This window comes from Mycobacterium sp. 050272 (assembly GCF_039023525.1).
GTDB lineage: Bacteria > Actinomycetota > Actinomycetes > Mycobacteriales > Mycobacteriaceae > Mycobacterium.
In genome coordinates this window covers 48,459-63,442 of record NZ_JBCHKV010000006.1, presented here as the reverse complement: position 1 = coordinate 63,442, position 14,984 = coordinate 48,459, and the positions used below count along the sequence as shown (strand labels likewise).

Below are 14,984 nucleotides of genomic sequence, written 5' to 3'. Positions count from 1 at the left end.
TCTACTGTGGGCGTCTTTGCTGCACCGCGATGGTCGGCCGTCGAGCGGCCTCAGGAGAATGGTGATCAAAGGGTCTCGCCGATGGCGAGCTTGTAGCAGTGGGAGGCGAGGCGGCCACAGGCGTCGTAGTGGTACCGATAGATTCGTCGCTGCTCGGGTTCGAGGTTGAGGTAGCGATCGCGGTGGCTGCCAGTCAGTCCGACTGGAACGCGGTCGGTGTCGGCGGCATAGGTTACCGGAACCGTGGTGTCGCTCATGGTCGTCAACCTCAATCCTTGTTTGTGCCTCGTCGGTTCGGGCGTTTGAACGGTCGGACGTTCGCCGTGGCGTGGGCGTCGTCGAGTTGGTCTGACGCGAGTGTGTCGCCGGCTTCGAATTCGTCGAACGTCGTGATGAGCGCCTCCCACTGTGCCGCGTCGTCTTGGTATCTGCGCTCCAGTTCACGCCGGAGAGTTCCGGGCCCGAGTAAGCGCGCTTGAGCGAGGTCATCTGGCGACGGGGGGAGCGGTCGGCCGGCGAGTGCCCACATCATCCACTGATCGCCCCACTTCCACGGCTTGGCGAAGAAGTCGACGACATCGTGCGGTGTGCTGAGTCGATCGGCTTCGACCAAGACCGATGCCAGGGCGACGACGTCGTCATGGTGTGAGTACCAGGGTTCGACGTCGCTGAGCGCTGTCGAGGTAGAGCTCATGGTGTCTTCTTTCTTGTCGGTGTCGGGTGTGGACCGGCCTTTGCGCCAGCCGCGCCCCGGGCGGTTCTGGTGGTGTTGCCACACGAGTTCGGCGGGGTAGGTGTTCTCGCCGCTGCGGCCGGGGCCCCGGCTGATGGGCTTAACGCCCCAGCGGCGCAAGGTATCTCGTGCGGCGCGGGAGTCTTTGACACCCAGGACGGTGGCGACCTCAGTGGCCGTCAGCAGGGATCGCAGCAGGAACTCGTCAGCGGCGAGCGGTGTGAGTCCGCGTTCAACAAGGGTTGCTTGCGCTGCTGCCCGGTCGAACGTCGCTATTCCCACACGGCCACGATACGGCGTAATGCCGTAAGGTGGCAAGAGGCGTTGCGGCACCAGGGCAGATGGTTCGCGGAGGTGCCGGCGCGTAGCGCGGTCAATGAGGGGACTGTGCCCCCTCTTGAAGGGGACGGCCGACTCGTAAAGCATTGCAGTGCAACCCAAAAAGGGAGACTGGCTGTGTGCCGAACCGATAAGGAACCCGGTGGTCCCCGGCGCTGTCCGGGAGATGCCCGCGCTGCGTACGGACGGGCGGCGTCGACGGTGGCCATGCTGGAGGCCGAAGAGGCCTCGATACTGGCTGACCTCGATGAGCCAGAAGATAGTCATCGCGTCGACGGCAGCTCGGCGCCGCAGGCGTACCTGTCGTGCTGCCCTCAGACAGCAGGGAAGCTGAGTCGCCGGCGGATCGTCGAGATCGTCGCCAGCGTCGGGTTGAATCTGCGTGACTGGGACATCGACGCGATCACTAAGAGCGCGAACTCCTCGATCGAAGATAGGCTCTATGACCTTGGGCCTGAGGACGATTGGACTCAGGAGGACGTTGCTGCCGCATACGCGGAGCATGGCGAGTACGCGGCGGTCGACTTTCTGGAGTTGGTCGCCGAGAATCCGGCACACGACGCCGCGCCGAACTTGTTCGAGAACCGGTTTGGACTGCGGTACCTGGGCCCGACACGCTTCGACACCTGGCCGCCTGTGTGGCGGGCAGCCTCACCGCCGCCGAAATAACCCCGGCTAATGTCCTGTTGAGAACCAGTTAGCCGAGGCTGACGATCAACATCGTGGTTACCGTGAATGTTGACCGTGCGCGGCGGATCGCCGAGGAGCTTCTCGCCGACGTGTTGCCCCGCAGATGGTCGCACACCATCGGAGTGGCGGCGGCCGCCGCGGACCTCGCTGACATCCTCGCGCCGGAAAACGCTGACACCATCGTCGCGGCAGCTTGGCTGCACGACATCGGCTACGCACCCGACCTGATCAACACCGAGTTTCACCCGCTCGACGGCGCGACCTACCTGGCCACCCACACCGTTCCTGATGAGGCCATGTCAGCTGAAGTGATCCGCCTGGTCGCCCACCACACAGGTGCAGCGTTCGAAGCGCGAGAACGAGGCCTCCACGACGCTCTGGTCAGCTATCCCGCGCCGGCTGACGCCTTGTTGGCGATTCTCAGCTGCGCTGACTTGTGCACCGGTCCTGACGGAGTACCGGTGGATCCGGGAGCCAGGATCGCAGAAGTCCTTACCCGATACCCGGCCGGCCATCCGGTGCACCGAGCGATCAGCACATCGGGGCCCGGCCTTATCGCGGAGGCCCGCGCCATCCTCGACGCGGCCGCGACCGCCCGGGCAAGAACAGCGCCATGATCCTCAAGCCCCTGCCGCGGCCACGACGACTCCAGCCGGTTGCCGATCTCGGCCCGTACGAGATCAACGTCGGGGCGCTCTCGGCACGACATGTCGGGCTGACGATCGCCGTGCGCCGGGGTCGAAACATCCTCACCGGACCGCTGATGCACACGCCCGCCGAGTCGATGACCAAACCGTTCCTCGTGCTTCGAGTCGGCGACTTCGACGTGGCACTTCACCCCGGCGCAGTTGTCATGGTTATTCCCGAGGACTACAAGGCGACGATCACGGTCGGCCCGAAGAGCGAACCGGCTGATAGTTCCGAGCAGTGAATGCATCAAACATGTTGGTGCGTTGGGCGGTTCGGCAGAAAGGTCGTCCGGCTGCGAGGATCGCGCGCCGAGTTGGTGACCAGAGCGGCTGGTCGGGCACAGCGTTGATCGTCGGAGCCGTCAGCTAGCCTTCGCCCATGTCGGCGGCTGAATTCGAGGTCTGGGATGTCACCGAATGGGAGATTCACAGCGACGAGACCGAGGGCCAGGAAGAGAAGTGGTGGCTGATCGATCCGTCGACGAGCGAGATCTGGCTGTTCAAGCCGCCAGTGATCAAGAACGGCGTGCGTCAGGGCGAGGACTGGGCTGAACGAGTCAGCACGGAGTTAGCCGACCTGATCCGGGTTCCGTGCGCTCGGGTGCAGTTGGGGGTCCGGGACGGCCGGCGAGGCAGTATGTCGCGCGACCTGAAGCCGCCCGGATGGGAGCTGCAGTCCGGCCAGCTTCTGCTGGCCGCGACCGATCCGAGCTACCAGACCAAGCGCAAGGGCCGGCCAGGGCATTCACTGCACCGAATCCGCGAAGTGCTGCGCGGGGTCGACCCACCGCACAGTCCCGCGATCCCGTCCGAGTTCGATGCGTTCGACGTGTTCGCGGGCTACATGGTGCTCGACGCCTGGATCGCCAACCGCGACCGCCACGACGACAACTGGGCCATTCTGCTGCCTCCACCCGGCAGCACCGAAAACTATCGGCTGTCCGATTCCTACGACCAGTCCAGCAGCCTGGGCTACAACGTCCGAGACTCCGAGTGCACCGCGCGCCTCAGCCAGGACGGCGGCGTGCAGCGCTGGGCACAGAAAGGCACGGCGTGGCGGTTCGAGCACGACCCGGCGGTCGGACCTCCGACACTCGTCGACCACGCGGTGGCGGCATTGGGCATGTGCCGGCCGGCGGTCGGAGAATATTGGCTGGACAATCTGCGTAGCGTCAGTCACGACACGGCTACCGACGTGCTCCTGCGTGTACCGGAATTGTCGGAGCCTTGCCGTACGTTCGCAAGTGAGATACTGCGGATAAATCGAGAAAGGTTGTTGGGTCATGCGGGCCGCCACTACTGACACCCACGTTGCGGGTGTGCGCGCGCCGGGAGCGCTGCGCCAGCTGGTGGTGACGTGGCAGCACCCGATCGAGCGGTCGATATCTCCAGTGGGGCTACTCGGCTTCGACGGCGAGACGTACAGCTTCTGCTACATCCGCAACGCCCTGCAGGTGCCTGGATTCCGCCCGTTTCTTGGGTTCCCCGACCTTGACCGCTGGTACGAGTCGCCGGTGCTGTTCCCGCTGTTCGCGCAGCGTGCGATGGGTTCTCGTCGGCCCGACTTCGCCCGCTGGGTGACCCGCCTCGGGTTGGGCGCCGACGCTTCACCATGGGAGCAGATCACACGCTCCGGCGGCCATCGCCAGGGCGACACTATCCAGCTTTTCCCGGTCCCACGGATCAGCGCTGGCCGTCTGGAGTGCGGATTCCTGGTGCACGGTATGCGGCACGTCCTTGAGCGGCCGATCGTCGTCGGGGACTCCGTCACCACAGTGTCTCGGGAAGAACTTGAGCGGACTCTGTCGGAGCTTCGCCCAGGCGACGAGCTCGGCCTGTGCGACGAACCGACGAACCGGGCCAACCCGCGGGCCATCCTGACGACCGCCCGCGGCGAAGTGCCCCTCGGATGGATACCGAACCTGCTCGTCGAGGAAGTCCACCGGATCCCAGACCGGCGCCAGGCCACCGTGACAGTGCGCGCGGTCAACGGTCCCGACGCCGGCTGGCACCTGCGGCTCCTGGCGAAACTGTCCGCGGCCGTGCCGCCTGGCTTCGATGTGTTCACCGATCCGATGTGGGAACGGCTGGCCAACCCACGGACGATGGGAATCTGATAGCGCTCAGCCCGCGCCCGAGTTCGGTATCGGGGAGGTCGACCCGCGGTGGCCGGAAAAGTTGTTCGGGAAATGTCGGGGCCCGCTGCTACCGTTGAATCCGTGACCATGATCCGCCGCGACTACTACGCGACCGCCGGGATGCACAAAGCATCATCGGCGGCCTTGTCGTGCGCGGACCTCACCAATGAATTCGTCCCGTCGTGGGCGATCCTGGCTGAGCAGCGCGGCGGCATCAGCCAGCCCAGCCGCTTCCGGTTATCCCGTCTTGTACTGCCTTCCGCCCCATCCGTGGGCGTGCGCCCCGACCGGAAGCTAGGGCCAGAAGAACAATCTCATACATCTCTCACTAATGGTGTTTGCGCTGCTAGGAATGTCGCCTGACATTCCTATAGTTCAGTGCACCCAAACACCATGTGCGCCAACTAATTCCGGCGAAATAATCCCCTAGACAGCACCCGTTGACAGGTGCACCATGAGTAACCAGCAACGCACACCACGCCCGGTGTGCAATGCAGACCAGCAGCGAATTGCGTTGCTGCGTCAGTCCCTTGAGAACTTCACAGTGGTGGCATCCGCGCTCGTGGCGGAACATCTGGCAGACGCGCCCGGCTCAAAACCGGGTGCCCAACCGGGCATGCAGGTTCAAATCCTGCCGAGCGCACACACGGTACCAATTGCCTTGCCCCGCTAGGCAAATTGGAAAAGCCGCCTGACTTAGGATCAGGTGCTTTGGGGGTTCGACTCCCTCGCGGGGCACCACGCGTCGCTAGCTCAGAAGCGCAGAGCAACTGGCTCTTAACCAGTGGGTCCAGGGTTCAAGTCCCTGGCGGCGCACCACAACTCGCGCCGCAAGCATTGAAGCGTGATGCTCTGGCCTTTTAAGCCTGAGAGCAGGGTTCGAGTCCCTGGCGGCGCACCGCACCATTTTCGCCAATGCCGTTGAGGTGTAACAGGAAATGCACTTCAGTCTTCCACGCTGACAGAGCGGGTTCGAGTCCCGTCAACGGCTCCACGCGGCTGTGGCCGAGCGGCAAGGCAGCGGTCTGCAAAGCCGTCCACGCGGGTTCGAATCCCGCCGGCCGCTCCAAAGGGGTGTAGCTCAATCGGTAGAGCAGCGGTCTCCAAAACCGCAGGTTGCAGGTTCGATCCCTGTCACCCCTGCCAGGCATCGCGACGGCGACGCCGAAATCCTGCACAAGCGAATCCGGAGTGCACGCCGGACCGCAAGCAAGTCGCCCACCAGAGGTGGGGTGGACAGGGCGCACGCGGGCACGCAGCGTCAGGCAGGGCAACGGGATGTAGCTCAACTTGGGAGAGCACCTGCTTTGGGTGCAGGCCGTTGCACGTTCAAATCGTGTCATCCCGACCAACATTCGCCCTTGTAGCTCAGTGGGAGAGCGCCTCGCTTACAACGAGGACGTCGGGAGTTCAATTCTCTCCAAGGGCACAGCTTGAAACGCACTGCGCGGTAGGACAGTTAGGCAGTCCGCTGGGCTCATAACCCAGAAGTCGGTGGTTCAAATCCACCCCGCGCAACCGAACAAGTCCGCAACAACGAACCTAGAGAGGAGGCACGCGGCATGAGGCAACTTCGTCAACGCGCCACCCACCGCCGGCAGACCGTGGCGGTGTACAACGCCGACTACCGCGTGCTAACCCACGTGACTTGGCAGGAGGCCGTACGGCTGCTGCTGCGGGGATCGGTCTACGTGATCGAACGCCACAGCCCAGCCGTGCACATACACAGCCCATCGACCGTGATCGAGCTGCCCCTGTCGGTCGCCCTTCACCAGTACATCCACGTTCCCTACCGACGTGGCACCCGGGTCACCCGTGACGGCGTACTCACCCGCGACAGCTACACCTGCGCCTACTGCGGCGGACACGGAGACACTCTCGACCACGTCATCCCCGAGTCTCGCGGCGGCCAGAACACCTGGGACAACCTGGTCGCCGCGTGCGCACCGTGCAACGGCCGCAAAGGCAGCCGCACCCCAGCCGAAGCCGGGATGCGGCTGCGCTGGGAGCCGTACGAGCCACGCGAACGGGACCGCTACCGCGTTCCCGCGATGGCCTGACCGGACCCGGTATCCACCATTGTGCCGGGGCGGACGAATTTCATCACCTCGTCCGCCCCGGCCGGCCCGACACATTCCCCGGTCGCCTAAACGGCAGGGCAGCGGCCTGTTAAGCCGCCGAGCAACGCTCATTCCTGGTTCGAGTCCAGGTCGGGGAGCCCATCTGCGCGCGGTGACGACGGCGTGTCACGACTGACTGTAAATCAGTTGCCTTTCGGCTCAGGGGGTTCAAATCCCTCCGCGCAGACCAGCCTTTTGCCCCGTGGTGTAATTCGGCAGCACAGCTGATTCTGGATCAGTCAGTCTAGGTTCAAATCCTGGCGGGGCAGCTCAACAACAATGCCTCGTAGGGTAATTCGGTAGCCCACCGGAGTTTGGTTCCGGGCAGTGCAGGTTCGAGTCCTGCCGAGGCAGCAAGGGTCCGTTGGTGTAATTCGGGAGCACACCTGGTTCTCAACCAGACGGCGCGAGTTCAAGTCTCGTACGGACTACCCAACGCCGTTGTAGCTCAACGTTGGCAGAGCGCCCGAGTGAAGTCCGGGAGGCTGCGAGTTCGATTCTCGCCGACGGCACCAACAGCCCAAGCCCCGTTCCGATATGGGTTAGTCAGCCGCCCTTTCAAGGCGGCAGAGCCGGGTTCGAGTCCCGCACGGGGTACCCACGGTCCGGTAGCTCAGTCGGTGAGAGCGCCGCTCTGATACAGCGGAGGCCGGAGGATCAATACCTCCCCGGACCACCAAACACATTGGCCCTGTAGAGCAGTCGGAAGCTCGCCACCCTGTCACGGTGGAGGTCGCGGGTTCAAGCCCCGTCAGGGTCGCCATGGGGTGCTAGCTCATGATGGCAGAGCGCCTGCCTTGCAAGCAGGAGGTGCGAGGGTTCGAGACCCCGGCACTCCACCACGATCGGGAAGTGTGGCAGAACGGTAATGCAGCGGCTTGCTAAGCCGTCGTCGCGGCCTCCGCGACTGAGGGTTCGATCCCCTCCACTTCCGCTGTGACGGTAGCTCAACTCTGGCAGAGCACCGGGTTGTGATACCGGCGGGTGCGGGTTCAAATCCCGTCCGTCACCCCAACATTCCCAAGCCCCTGTAGCCCAACGGACAGAGCATCGCCCTCCGACGGCGAAGGCTGGCGGTTCAAGTCCGCCTGGGGGCACGCCTGACGCCCATGTAGCTCAACGGAAAGAGCAGCGGTTTACGAAGCCGCAGGCTGCTGGTTCAAATCCAGCCATGGGCACCGCACCGTCCCCGTAGCCCAACCCTTGGTAGAGGCGGCCGGCCTAAACCCGGCACCGGTGCGGGTTCGAATCCCGCCGGGGACACGGGACACCCACCCAGCCTGCGTAGCTCAACGGACAGAGCGCCGGTCTCCTACATCGGAACTGTGCGGGTTCAAATCCCGCCGCGGGCACCACAAGAACTCCAGGCGCCGGGAGCACGGACGGTCAGTGCAGCACTCTTATAAGGTGACGGTAGCGGGTTCAAATCCCGCCCGGCGCACAACAGTTCACCATTGCCGGATTAGCTCAACAGGCAGAGCACCTGTCTCGTAAACAGGTTTCGCGCAGGTTCGAGTCCTGCATCCGGCTCAAACAGCCACCACTGTCAGGGAGGGCAGCGCCCAGGGCGGCAAAGCGGCGTCGAAACCCGTGCCGGGCATAACGACCCGATGGTTCAATTCCATTGTCCTCCGCCAACTGTTCACCGCCTCCGTAGCTCAATGGACAGAGCGGCGAGCCTCTACCTCGCGCTGCTGCGGGTTCGAGTCCCGCCGGAGGCTCGGCTACCCAGGAACCCCACCCATGAATACATTGCGTTGCGGCCACGAGGGAATCAGTCGGCGCCCGCCAACTGCGCCACAACACCGCGGACATCATCAGTGCCGCCGAAGCCGGTCAAGAATTCCACGTCACCCGATCGCGAGTTCCGGATGCGCCCAATAGTCAGCGCCGGCGACTGAAAATCTTGCGCAGAATCGTGCCGACCGTGGGAAGGTTTCGCCAGCCGAACCCGCCCCCACCAGGCCCAGCACTGATCCGAGAAAGCAGCGGCCTGTTGGCGCGTAGTCGCTCGTAGTCCGACATGCTGACGATTACGGCGACGTCGGTGTTGTCGTCGGCAATGACCACTGCCACCCCGGTCGCGGCAACCTCGCCGACCACCGATCGAAGTGTCCAGCGCAGGTCACGCAGCTCGTGCCTGGTCATGAGGTTCGAGGTGCGTGAGAACGTGCGCCGATCACTGTCATTGCTTGGTGTCCCCCCGGGGAATCATGTTTTGCCACACAGTATCGATGACCCGCGAATAGCCGCGACTTGATGGTCTCGGTGGTTTGCCGCTAGACCCGGCGGGCGGAGGCGGGTGGAGTCTCCGGTACCGCGCAGACCGGTCGCGCCGGTGGTGCTCATCGGCGCGGCGACGAGATGTCAGACCCGTGAGAGAGGATGTTCGTATGGCACCCATAACTCACTCGGCGCCAGTTCGGAGGCTGGGGGCGGCGCGGGCCATCCTGTCGCTGCCGGCTCGGCCGACTCACCGGCGCGCCGCACAACTGCTCCGCAGCGACTGCAGAACCGGGACTGACGCCTCGTGGGAGCGGGCCTACACCCATCTCGGAACCCCGACGGCGCTCAACGAAGCCGCCTGGTGCCGAATGCTGCAAACGCGCCTTCCTCACAGGGTCCGCGCCCGAGAGACACATGATTGATCACGAGCCGAAGCGCGGCCAGGAATTCACCCACTTAAGCTTCCGGCGGCAGCTCCCCGACGGCACGCATGTCCTCGCGGTGATGAAGGTGACTGCGGTCCGGCGCGGAGAGGTGTTCTACACCTACGCCGATAGTCCGACCAACAAAGGCGATTGGCGGATGCCGATCGGCAATTGGATCAAGCGGTACGGAACTTCCGTGAACCCTTCCGAATAGGTTTTCGCAGCTGTCGGGGGCGAGGTTTTCGCCCGGGGTATGAGCTGCCGCCAGAGTCTGGTCCTCTTGAAGATCTCAGTCGTGCTGGTTGATGCTCACTACGTACGAAGAGGCCGAGATCAAACTATCGGGTCGGCCCTTGGATACCAGCGCCGCCGGTGCGGTCAGGTTGAAGCATGACCGGCATCGCAAGAGGGGTTTTCAACAATATGGCAAACATGACGGGCATCGGTGGAGCCCTGTTCGAGGCGCTGATCGAAGAGTGGCACAGCGAGCATGGCGAGTTCGATGATCTGACGATCGATAGCGCGGAGGATCTGCGCGAGTACATTGACCGCGCAGTCGGCCGATCAGAGCTGTTCGGGAACGTCGTATTTGCGGTTGCGACTCGGTTGGGCGACGGGAGTACTCGTGCCTTGTCGAAGTCCTTCGGGACTCGCGGTGATGCAGAACACGAGTTGGCGGTCCTGTTGGGCGACGACTATTACCGCGACCAACGCCCATTCGTCGCTACGAGCTGGGAACCGCGTTGGCTCCGGGTGGAGGCGACGACGTCACCCAGCGGCTTGCACGCGCCGGGCTGAAAGGCAGTTTGAGAGGTGGAAGCTAAAGCCATGAGTGGGAATGCGTCGGAGGTCGCCGCATCCGGTCAGGCGGATATACGCGCAGAAGGGCCTAGATACGTCGATGCGGACCTGGAGCGCGCCGTCGATTCCATCGGCGCCGGGCGGCTCCTGTTCGGCATCGCCGACGCACTCGCGAAGGCCATGAAGCACCCCGAATCTGCCGCTCGCGCTTATGGGATCCTGCTCGCCCGGTTGGAAGGTCAGACGTTGGATCAGATCGCGCGCCGCGAGGGAGTCTCGCGTGAACGTATCCGGCAGGTGGTTCGCGACATCCGTCGGATCGTTGTCGCACGACCGGGCCTGTTTGTCGGCTTCGACGCGCTGGAGCAAGCTGTCCGAAACGAAATCCGCGACGACGCAGAGCGTTTCCGCTCCTGGCTTGAGCGCAGGGGCTTCGAGTGAGAATGCCACAGCCGCCCGCCCAGATGAGCAGCGGCACCAGGCTGCACGTGATCGTGGACTGGTTTGGCTAAGCGCGCAACGGTGGTGAGTTTTCCGGAACGCGTACGGCACAGGGAGATTCGATACAGATGAGCGGAACGGTCAGTCTGACGACGACGGATCAGCAGATGAGGTTGACCGGGCGGTGGGTCGACTGCACCATCAGCCGTTGTCCTGAATCTGAACTGGGGGAGCTGGCGTCCGAAATCGGCCACCTGATTGACGTGCTGAGCTCGCTTGTCGAACGCCGGCAGTAGGCCGGGCGACACGTGCGAGTCGGGATGCCCTCAGTGCGATGGTTGAGGCCTCTGCGCTATCCCGGCGGGAAAGGGCGCATGGCGAGCGCGCTGGCGGAGGTCTTTCAGGGCCAGTTCGGTCTGCTCGATGTCGAGGTGTGGGTCGAGCCGTTCCGTCGATGTGTTGCTTGATGATGGACAGCGGCGCACCGCCGCAGGAGACGGCGAAGTAGGACGGCGACCACAGGTGGCCACGCATGCGGGCACGGACACATGCGGCCGGTGAATTCGCGCCGCACGGCGTAGGCGGTGCGACCTTTGAGACGCTGGGCCACAACGGATATCGCGAGGGTAGGCGGATAGGTGACCAGCAGATGGACGGCGAGGTCGGCGCACACCGCGCGCATGGTGTGCTCGGTGTCGGTGAGCATGGCGTCGGTGAACAGTTTGCGCCTGTATTTGGTCACGAAGACAAGGTGGGCGTGCAGCTGCGACACGCTGTGGCGGTTGTGGCGGTTGTGGCGGTAGGACGTTTGTGTCAGTGGTCACCTCTACGGTTGTGCTGTGGGTGAGTCCTACCGCATGGCACCGACACCGGCCGCAGTGCCGGTGCGCAAGCCCCGCGCGCGGAAACGCGCGAAGGACGCACCCACGCATGTGCGGTCGTGGCCGCTGCGCCCGACGGGCGCGCAGGGCCGCGAGATCGGTACCCGGTTTTTCACCGGGGTGCGGGTCTACAACGCGGTGCTGGGCGAGTTCATCGGCCGTAGCCGCGCAGTGAGGTCCGATCCGGCCTGGACGGCGGCACGCGAGTTGCCGCACCGCAGCCCCGCCGAGCGTCAGATACGGCGGACTGCCTTCCGCACCGTGGAGCAGGCACACGGTTTCACGCTCGATGCGGCGCAGTCGTTCGCGTCGTCGCTACGGAAGTCGTGGGTGCGCGAGTATCTGCCGGCGCAGGAGACCCAGAACCTGGGGGCGCGGGCGTTCGACGCGGTCCGCCAGTGGCACGTCGGCACGAAGGGCAAGCCACGCTTCAAACCCGTGAAACGCGGGTTGCATTCGTTGGCCGCCAAGGACGGCAACGGTGCGCTGCGGCCGAAGACCGATGAGGCCGGCGCGCTGGTCGGGTTGCAGTGGGGCGCCGGGTTCGTCGTTCCGATCGCACCTGCGGCCGTATCGGGGCGGCGCGGCCGTGAGCAGCAGGCCGAACTTGCCGAGATCGAGGCGTTGATCGCTGCGGGCAAGGTGCTCTCGACGCGGATCGTGCGCACGCTGATCAACGGCCGCGACACCTACCGCATGCAACTCGTCATGGACGGGCGGCCGACCCAGCGTCACCCGTTGGGTGAGGGGCGGGTGTCGTTCGACCTCGGCCCGAGCCAGATCGCCGTCGCCGTGCAACACCGCGACGGCAGCTGGTCGGGCTGGGTGGAGCCGTTGGCCGACGCGATCCGGTTGGACACGATGCGGTTGCGCCGCACCCAGCGCCATCTGGATCGCCAGCACCGTGCCGGATCACCGGACTGCTTCAACCGTGATGGCGTGCACACGACGGGCCGCTGCGTGTGGCGGCGTTCGGCCGCTGCACAGCGAACCACGGTCCGCGTGGGCGAGCTGCATCGCCGGCTGGCCGAACACCGCAAGACGCTTCATGGTGCGCTGGGCAACCGGCTGATGGGTCACGGCACCGACATCGCCTGTGAGCGCCTGGATTACGTGTCGTGGCAGAAGAACTTTCCGCGCAGTGTGCGCGACCGGGCACCCGGGTTGCTCGTAGAGATGGTGCGTCGCAAGGCTGAAAGCGCCGGCGGCCAGCCACTCTACGAGTACAACCCTCACACCACCGCCTTGTCGCAAACGTGTCTGTGCGGGACGAGAAAGAAGAAGCCGCTCTCACAACGGGTCCACCGCTGCGAATGCGGCACCAATGAAGATCGGGATCTGTTTTCGGCCTACCTGGGACTGCACGTCCACACTCAGGTCGATGGGGTCGTTCGGCTGGACTTGCCCGCGGCCCGCGAGGGCTGGGGGCGTCGTCAGGACGTCGACGAGTCGCCGAAGTCCAGCCGTAGTGCATCAGCACGTAAGCGGCGAGGCCGCAGACATCCGCTCTCGCGGAGGTCGGTGGCGCGCATCAACGCCAGGCGTAAAGCCAAAACGGTGATGCGACAGAGCCGCTCGGCGCGAACCTCCACTACCGACCAGCCCACGGCGATAGCCGCATGAACGCGCCTATCGAGACAGCCGGCCGGCACGAGGAATCCCCGCAGTTCACTGCGGGGAAGACGTCAAGATGCGGATCTTGCCTTCGCGGCGCTGATCGTGAACCGGTGCTCACGCTCGGGCATGGTGAACCCGCGCGTTGGCCCGATCGGCGGCAAGGATCAGAACGGACGATCTGGAGGTCCGCGACGATCAGAATCTGCTCGCCGCCGGCGCCTGTCGCTGGGTTCAGCATGGGCCGGCTTGCGGGGTCCGGACGCTGTCCCTCAACTGGGCTTGTCGAGCAAGCCTCCTGTGCGGAAGGGTGCGACGCGGGCGAGAAATTCCTCACGTCGGGCTGCGCCTTGCGGCGTTTCCTCGCGGAGTTCTTCGAGGTCGCCGCGGGAGAGGATGACGGTGTCGTGGCTGTCGCAGATGGCTTCGTAAAGGCCTGTGGCCTCGGTGTCGAGTACGTCGCGATCGTGGTCGGCGTGGAAGATGTCCCTGGAGGCGTCGTCCATGAGCGCGAGGATCGTTGCGGTGAGCCGGGTAGCTGAGCTGCCGTCCGTTCGGTAGATGGCACCGTCGGCGGACGGGACGGGGAAGGTGTTTCCCGCGCTGTCGCGGAAGAACGGCCTGCGGTCCTCGATGGCCAGCTCCTCGATGCGTCCCCGCGCCGGCATGCGGGTGCCCAGCGTGGCGTAGGTGGTGCCGTCGGCGGCGCTGATCGCCCACACCGTGGGATTGAGCGGATCGCGCCACCACTGGTATGGCTGCTGATCCATGGTGTGGGTGACCCAGTGATAGCCGATCTCGTTCGAGTACGCGGGTTCGACGGCGGTGAGGCGGTGGCACCATTCGTGCGCCAGGCGTGAGCAGTGGTCGCGGTCAATGGTGAGTAGTTCGTGGGTGATGGCTGGATGTACAACCTCGAAGCCGCGGGCGGTGTCGACGGCGCGGACCGCGAGGTCTTTATCGTCGACGCGGTGGCGGAGGGCGTGGCGGATGACATCGGGTGACACCGGCGCGGGCGGCCGTGGACTGAGGACAGCAGTCGCGGCGTGCTGCAGGCCGGGGCGGTTCGGGAGCTGGTCTTGGCCGGAGGGCCAAATGCCGAACGCGGCCGCCAGGGCGCGGTCGGTGGCGTCGGCGATCTCGGCGAGCGCGCGATCGGCTGGGGAGCCGTCGTGGGGGCGGCAGCGTTCGAAGTGGTCGGCGGTGAAGTCGGCCGCGCGGGGCCGGATCTGGGCGACTGGGGTACCGGGGCGCCAGCGGTTCATGGCGTCGATGTCGGTCAGTCCGTAGGACCACCATGGCAGGTCGACCTGCAGGAGGGCGGTGAGGTCGAGCCAGCCGATTTCCCATGGATACCAGTCGGTGCCGGCGTGGTCGGCGACGACGATCCGTGGCTGGCTGGGAGGGTGCAGGTTGGTGGCGCTTTTCGCCAGAGTGACTGCGGACAGGTGGGGGCGCAGCGACAGCAGATGGACGACCGCGACGTCGTCGATGCGCTGGAAGTCCTTGGCGTAGGCGACACCGACCCGGCCGCGGCGATCGCCGGGTTCCCAGGTGTGCAGGACATAGGTGAGGCCGCGGGTCTCGATGACCTCGCTCTCAATGAATTCGGCCGGAGGAATGTCATCGGCAAGTGGGCACAGGCGTGGAATGCGGTGACGCAGGGGCGGTTTGGTGTCCCAGACGTGGCGGTAGATCGCTGCGGGTGTCCAGAAGTTGCGGTTGCCGCGCTGCTGGGCAGGCTCGGGGAAACCGGAGTGATCGGTGAGGTAGCGGCGTACCGAGGCGGGTTGGATGTCGAGGAGCTCGGCGACGCGGTCGATGCCGAGTGCCGGCTGAAACCACGCGGAGCCCTGCTGCCACAAATTCATGAATCCATAGTAACCA

Annotated in this window: 15 protein-coding genes, 29 tRNA genes and 1 pseudogene; 40 read left to right on the top strand and 5 right to left on the bottom strand. The window is 64.9% G+C overall.

Translation table 11 applies throughout. The features are described from left to right. Positions 1-65: 65 nt before the first annotated feature. Together AAHS21_RS14315 and AAHS21_RS14310 are read right to left on the bottom strand one after the other, a co-directional pair. A complete protein-coding gene (locus tag AAHS21_RS14315) occupies positions 66-257 on the bottom strand; it encodes a hypothetical protein (RefSeq protein WP_342928292.1) in 192 nt (63 codons plus the stop codon). Positions 258-268: 11 nt separating this feature from the next. Further along, a complete protein-coding gene (locus AAHS21_RS14310) occupies positions 269-1,015 on the bottom strand; it encodes a hypothetical protein (protein ID WP_342928291.1) in 747 nt (248 codons plus the stop codon). Positions 1,016-1,189: 174 nt separating this feature from the next. On the opposite strand from AAHS21_RS14310, the gene AAHS21_RS14305 reads away from it, so the two are divergent. The 35 genes from AAHS21_RS14305 to AAHS21_RS14135 all read left to right on the top strand — a co-directional run bounded on the left by AAHS21_RS14305 (position 1,190) and on the right by AAHS21_RS14135 (position 8,430). After that, on the top strand, positions 1,190-1,741 hold the full coding sequence (locus AAHS21_RS14305; RefSeq protein ID WP_342928290.1) for a hypothetical protein: 552 nt from the start codon (positions 1,190-1,192) through the stop codon (positions 1,739-1,741). Positions 1,742-1,794: 53 nt separating this feature from the next. Further along, on the top strand, positions 1,795-2,379 hold the full coding sequence (locus AAHS21_RS14300; RefSeq protein WP_029367982.1) for an HD domain-containing protein: 585 nt from the start codon (positions 1,795-1,797) through the stop codon (positions 2,377-2,379). Continuing rightward, positions 2,376-2,693, top strand: a complete 318-nt coding sequence (locus AAHS21_RS14295; protein WP_029367984.1) for a hypothetical protein — start codon at positions 2,376-2,378, stop codon at positions 2,691-2,693. The genes AAHS21_RS14300 and AAHS21_RS14295 overlap by 4 nt, the downstream gene beginning before the upstream one ends. A gap of 137 nt (positions 2,694-2,830) precedes the next feature. Further along, entirely contained in the window at positions 2,831-3,754 is a 924-nt protein-coding gene (locus tag AAHS21_RS14290; RefSeq protein WP_342928289.1) for a hypothetical protein, read from the top strand. Further along, positions 3,735-4,568, top strand: a complete 834-nt coding sequence (locus AAHS21_RS14285; protein ID WP_342928288.1) for a hypothetical protein — start codon at positions 3,735-3,737, stop codon at positions 4,566-4,568. The genes AAHS21_RS14290 and AAHS21_RS14285 overlap by 20 nt, the downstream gene beginning before the upstream one ends. Before the next feature lie 577 nt (positions 4,569-5,145). Beyond that, positions 5,146-5,232: transfer RNA gene (locus tag AAHS21_RS14280), tRNA-Leu, on the top strand. 20 nt (positions 5,233-5,252) lie between these two features. Further along, positions 5,253-5,330, top strand: a tRNA-Leu gene (locus AAHS21_RS14275). A gap of 1 nt (position 5,331) precedes the next feature. Beyond that, positions 5,332-5,408: transfer RNA gene (locus AAHS21_RS14270), tRNA-Lys, on the top strand. 6 nt (positions 5,409-5,414) lie between these two features. Beyond that, positions 5,415-5,487, top strand: a tRNA-Lys gene (locus tag AAHS21_RS14265). 19 nt (positions 5,488-5,506) lie between these two features. Next, positions 5,507-5,583 (top strand) — tRNA-Gly (locus AAHS21_RS14260). Position 5,584: 1 nt separating this feature from the next. After that, positions 5,585-5,658 (top strand) — tRNA-Cys (locus tag AAHS21_RS14255). Position 5,659: 1 nt separating this feature from the next. Then, positions 5,660-5,735, top strand: a tRNA-Trp gene (locus AAHS21_RS14250). Positions 5,736-5,863: 128 nt separating this feature from the next. After that, positions 5,864-5,940 (top strand) — tRNA-Pro (locus AAHS21_RS14245). A 6-nt stretch (positions 5,941-5,946) separates the two neighbouring features. Beyond that, positions 5,947-6,018, top strand: a tRNA-Val gene (locus AAHS21_RS14240). Positions 6,019-6,033: 15 nt separating this feature from the next. Next, a tRNA-Met gene (locus AAHS21_RS14235) sits at positions 6,034-6,107 on the top strand. Positions 6,108-6,151: 44 nt separating this feature from the next. Next, positions 6,152-6,649 (top strand): HNH endonuclease, encoded by a 498-nt coding sequence (locus AAHS21_RS14230; RefSeq protein WP_342928287.1) that lies wholly within the window; start codon positions 6,152-6,154, stop codon positions 6,647-6,649. A 75-nt stretch (positions 6,650-6,724) separates the two neighbouring features. Then, positions 6,725-6,807 (top strand) — tRNA-Asn (locus AAHS21_RS14225). 5 nt (positions 6,808-6,812) lie between these two features. Next, positions 6,813-6,899, top strand: a tRNA-Tyr gene (locus AAHS21_RS14220). A gap of 6 nt (positions 6,900-6,905) precedes the next feature. Then, a tRNA-Gln gene (locus AAHS21_RS14215) sits at positions 6,906-6,978 on the top strand. Between the two features lie 11 nt (positions 6,979-6,989). Further along, positions 6,990-7,063, top strand: a tRNA-Gln gene (locus AAHS21_RS14210). 4 nt (positions 7,064-7,067) lie between these two features. Continuing rightward, positions 7,068-7,140 (top strand) — tRNA-Glu (locus AAHS21_RS14205). A 6-nt stretch (positions 7,141-7,146) separates the two neighbouring features. Continuing rightward, positions 7,147-7,224, top strand: a tRNA-Phe gene (locus AAHS21_RS14200). 9 nt (positions 7,225-7,233) lie between these two features. After that, positions 7,234-7,306 (top strand) — tRNA-Glu (locus AAHS21_RS14195). A 5-nt stretch (positions 7,307-7,311) separates the two neighbouring features. Further along, positions 7,312-7,388, top strand: a tRNA-Ile gene (locus AAHS21_RS14190). A gap of 8 nt (positions 7,389-7,396) precedes the next feature. Continuing rightward, positions 7,397-7,472, top strand: a tRNA-Asp gene (locus AAHS21_RS14185). 1 nt (position 7,473) lies between these two features. Continuing rightward, positions 7,474-7,551 (top strand) — tRNA-Ala (locus AAHS21_RS14180). Between the two features lie 6 nt (positions 7,552-7,557). Continuing rightward, a tRNA-Ser gene (locus AAHS21_RS14175) sits at positions 7,558-7,643 on the top strand. A gap of 2 nt (positions 7,644-7,645) precedes the next feature. Next, positions 7,646-7,723, top strand: a tRNA-His gene (locus tag AAHS21_RS14170). Positions 7,724-7,733: 10 nt separating this feature from the next. Next, positions 7,734-7,806: transfer RNA gene (locus tag AAHS21_RS14165), tRNA-Arg, on the top strand. An 8-nt stretch (positions 7,807-7,814) separates the two neighbouring features. Continuing rightward, positions 7,815-7,887: transfer RNA gene (locus AAHS21_RS14160), tRNA-Arg, on the top strand. Between the two features lie 7 nt (positions 7,888-7,894). After that, positions 7,895-7,972 (top strand) — tRNA-Leu (locus AAHS21_RS14155). 15 nt (positions 7,973-7,987) lie between these two features. After that, positions 7,988-8,064, top strand: a tRNA-Arg gene (locus AAHS21_RS14150). 12 nt (positions 8,065-8,076) lie between these two features. After that, a tRNA-Ile gene (locus AAHS21_RS14145) sits at positions 8,077-8,150 on the top strand. Between the two features lie 15 nt (positions 8,151-8,165). Then, positions 8,166-8,239 (top strand) — tRNA-Thr (locus AAHS21_RS14140). A gap of 117 nt (positions 8,240-8,356) precedes the next feature. Further along, positions 8,357-8,430 (top strand) — tRNA-Arg (locus AAHS21_RS14135). A 163-nt stretch (positions 8,431-8,593) separates the two neighbouring features. Here AAHS21_RS14135 and AAHS21_RS14130 read toward each other — a convergent pair. Further along, complete coding sequence (locus AAHS21_RS14130; RefSeq protein ID WP_342928286.1) at positions 8,594-8,857, bottom strand: type II toxin-antitoxin system prevent-host-death family antitoxin; 264 nt, start codon at positions 8,855-8,857, stop codon at positions 8,594-8,596. A 492-nt stretch (positions 8,858-9,349) separates the two neighbouring features. Between AAHS21_RS14130 and AAHS21_RS14125 the strand changes: the two genes are divergently transcribed. From AAHS21_RS14125 to AAHS21_RS14110, 4 genes are all read left to right on the top strand, one after another. Further along, positions 9,350-9,574: a hypothetical protein gene (locus AAHS21_RS14125; protein WP_342928285.1), complete on the top strand. Its 225-nt coding sequence runs from the start codon at positions 9,350-9,352 to the stop codon at positions 9,572-9,574. A 176-nt stretch (positions 9,575-9,750) separates the two neighbouring features. Next, positions 9,751-10,158: a hypothetical protein gene (locus AAHS21_RS14120; RefSeq protein WP_342928284.1), complete on the top strand. Its 408-nt coding sequence runs from the start codon at positions 9,751-9,753 to the stop codon at positions 10,156-10,158. A 30-nt stretch (positions 10,159-10,188) separates the two neighbouring features. Continuing rightward, on the top strand, positions 10,189-10,602 hold the full coding sequence (locus tag AAHS21_RS14115) for a sigma factor-like helix-turn-helix DNA-binding protein (RefSeq protein WP_342928283.1): 414 nt from the start codon (positions 10,189-10,191) through the stop codon (positions 10,600-10,602). Between the two features lie 128 nt (positions 10,603-10,730). Then, positions 10,731-10,898 carry a hypothetical protein gene (locus tag AAHS21_RS14110; RefSeq protein ID WP_342928282.1) on the top strand — a complete coding sequence of 56 codons (168 nt, stop codon included), beginning with the start codon at positions 10,731-10,733 and terminating at the stop codon, positions 10,896-10,898. Between the two features lie 154 nt (positions 10,899-11,052). On the opposite strand, the pseudogene tnpA reads toward AAHS21_RS14110, so the two are convergent. Then, a pseudogene (gene tnpA / locus AAHS21_RS14105) lies at positions 11,053-11,419 on the bottom strand (IS200/IS605 family transposase); the annotation flags it as partial. 22 nt (positions 11,420-11,441) lie between these two features. On the opposite strand from tnpA, the gene AAHS21_RS14100 reads away from it, so the two are divergent. Next, positions 11,442-13,106 carry a transposase gene (locus tag AAHS21_RS14100; protein WP_342928281.1) on the top strand — a complete coding sequence of 555 codons (1,665 nt, stop codon included), beginning with the start codon at positions 11,442-11,444 and terminating at the stop codon, positions 13,104-13,106. A gap of 263 nt (positions 13,107-13,369) precedes the next feature. Here AAHS21_RS14100 and AAHS21_RS14095 read toward each other — a convergent pair whose 3' ends face one another. Further along, the gene (locus tag AAHS21_RS14095) at positions 13,370-14,968 is read right to left on the bottom strand and encodes a hypothetical protein (RefSeq protein WP_342928280.1); all 1,599 of its coding nucleotides are present in this window, start codon (positions 14,966-14,968) and stop codon (positions 13,370-13,372) included. Positions 14,969-14,984 lie beyond the last annotated feature (16 nt).

What these genes read in the sequence shown, in the direction of transcription:
- AAHS21_RS14315 (WP_342928292.1), bottom strand. Translation starts at nt 257, where the DNA reads ATGAGCGACACCACGGTTCCGGTAACCTATGCCGCCGACACCGACCGC.
- AAHS21_RS14295 (WP_029367984.1), top strand. Translation starts at nt 2,376, where the DNA reads ATGATCCTCAAGCCCCTGCCGCGGCCACGACGACTCCAGCCGGTTGCC.
- AAHS21_RS14290 (WP_342928289.1), top strand. Translation starts at nt 2,831, where the DNA reads ATGTCGGCGGCTGAATTCGAGGTCTGGGATGTCACCGAATGGGAGATT.
- AAHS21_RS14285 (WP_342928288.1), top strand. Translation starts at nt 3,735, where the DNA reads ATGCGGGCCGCCACTACTGACACCCACGTTGCGGGTGTGCGCGCGCCG.
- AAHS21_RS14230 (WP_342928287.1), top strand. Translation starts at nt 6,152, where the DNA reads ATGAGGCAACTTCGTCAACGCGCCACCCACCGCCGGCAGACCGTGGCG.
- AAHS21_RS14130 (WP_342928286.1), bottom strand. Translation starts at nt 8,857, where the DNA reads ATGACCAGGCACGAGCTGCGTGACCTGCGCTGGACACTTCGATCGGTG.
- AAHS21_RS14125 (WP_342928285.1), top strand. Translation starts at nt 9,350, where the DNA reads ATGATTGATCACGAGCCGAAGCGCGGCCAGGAATTCACCCACTTAAGC.
- AAHS21_RS14120 (WP_342928284.1), top strand. Translation starts at nt 9,751, where the DNA reads ATGACCGGCATCGCAAGAGGGGTTTTCAACAATATGGCAAACATGACG.
- AAHS21_RS14115 (WP_342928283.1), top strand. Translation starts at nt 10,189, where the DNA reads ATGAGTGGGAATGCGTCGGAGGTCGCCGCATCCGGTCAGGCGGATATA.
- AAHS21_RS14110 (WP_342928282.1), top strand. Translation starts at nt 10,731, where the DNA reads ATGAGCGGAACGGTCAGTCTGACGACGACGGATCAGCAGATGAGGTTG.
- AAHS21_RS14095 (WP_342928280.1), bottom strand. Translation starts at nt 14,968, where the DNA reads ATGAATTTGTGGCAGCAGGGCTCCGCGTGGTTTCAGCCGGCACTCGGC.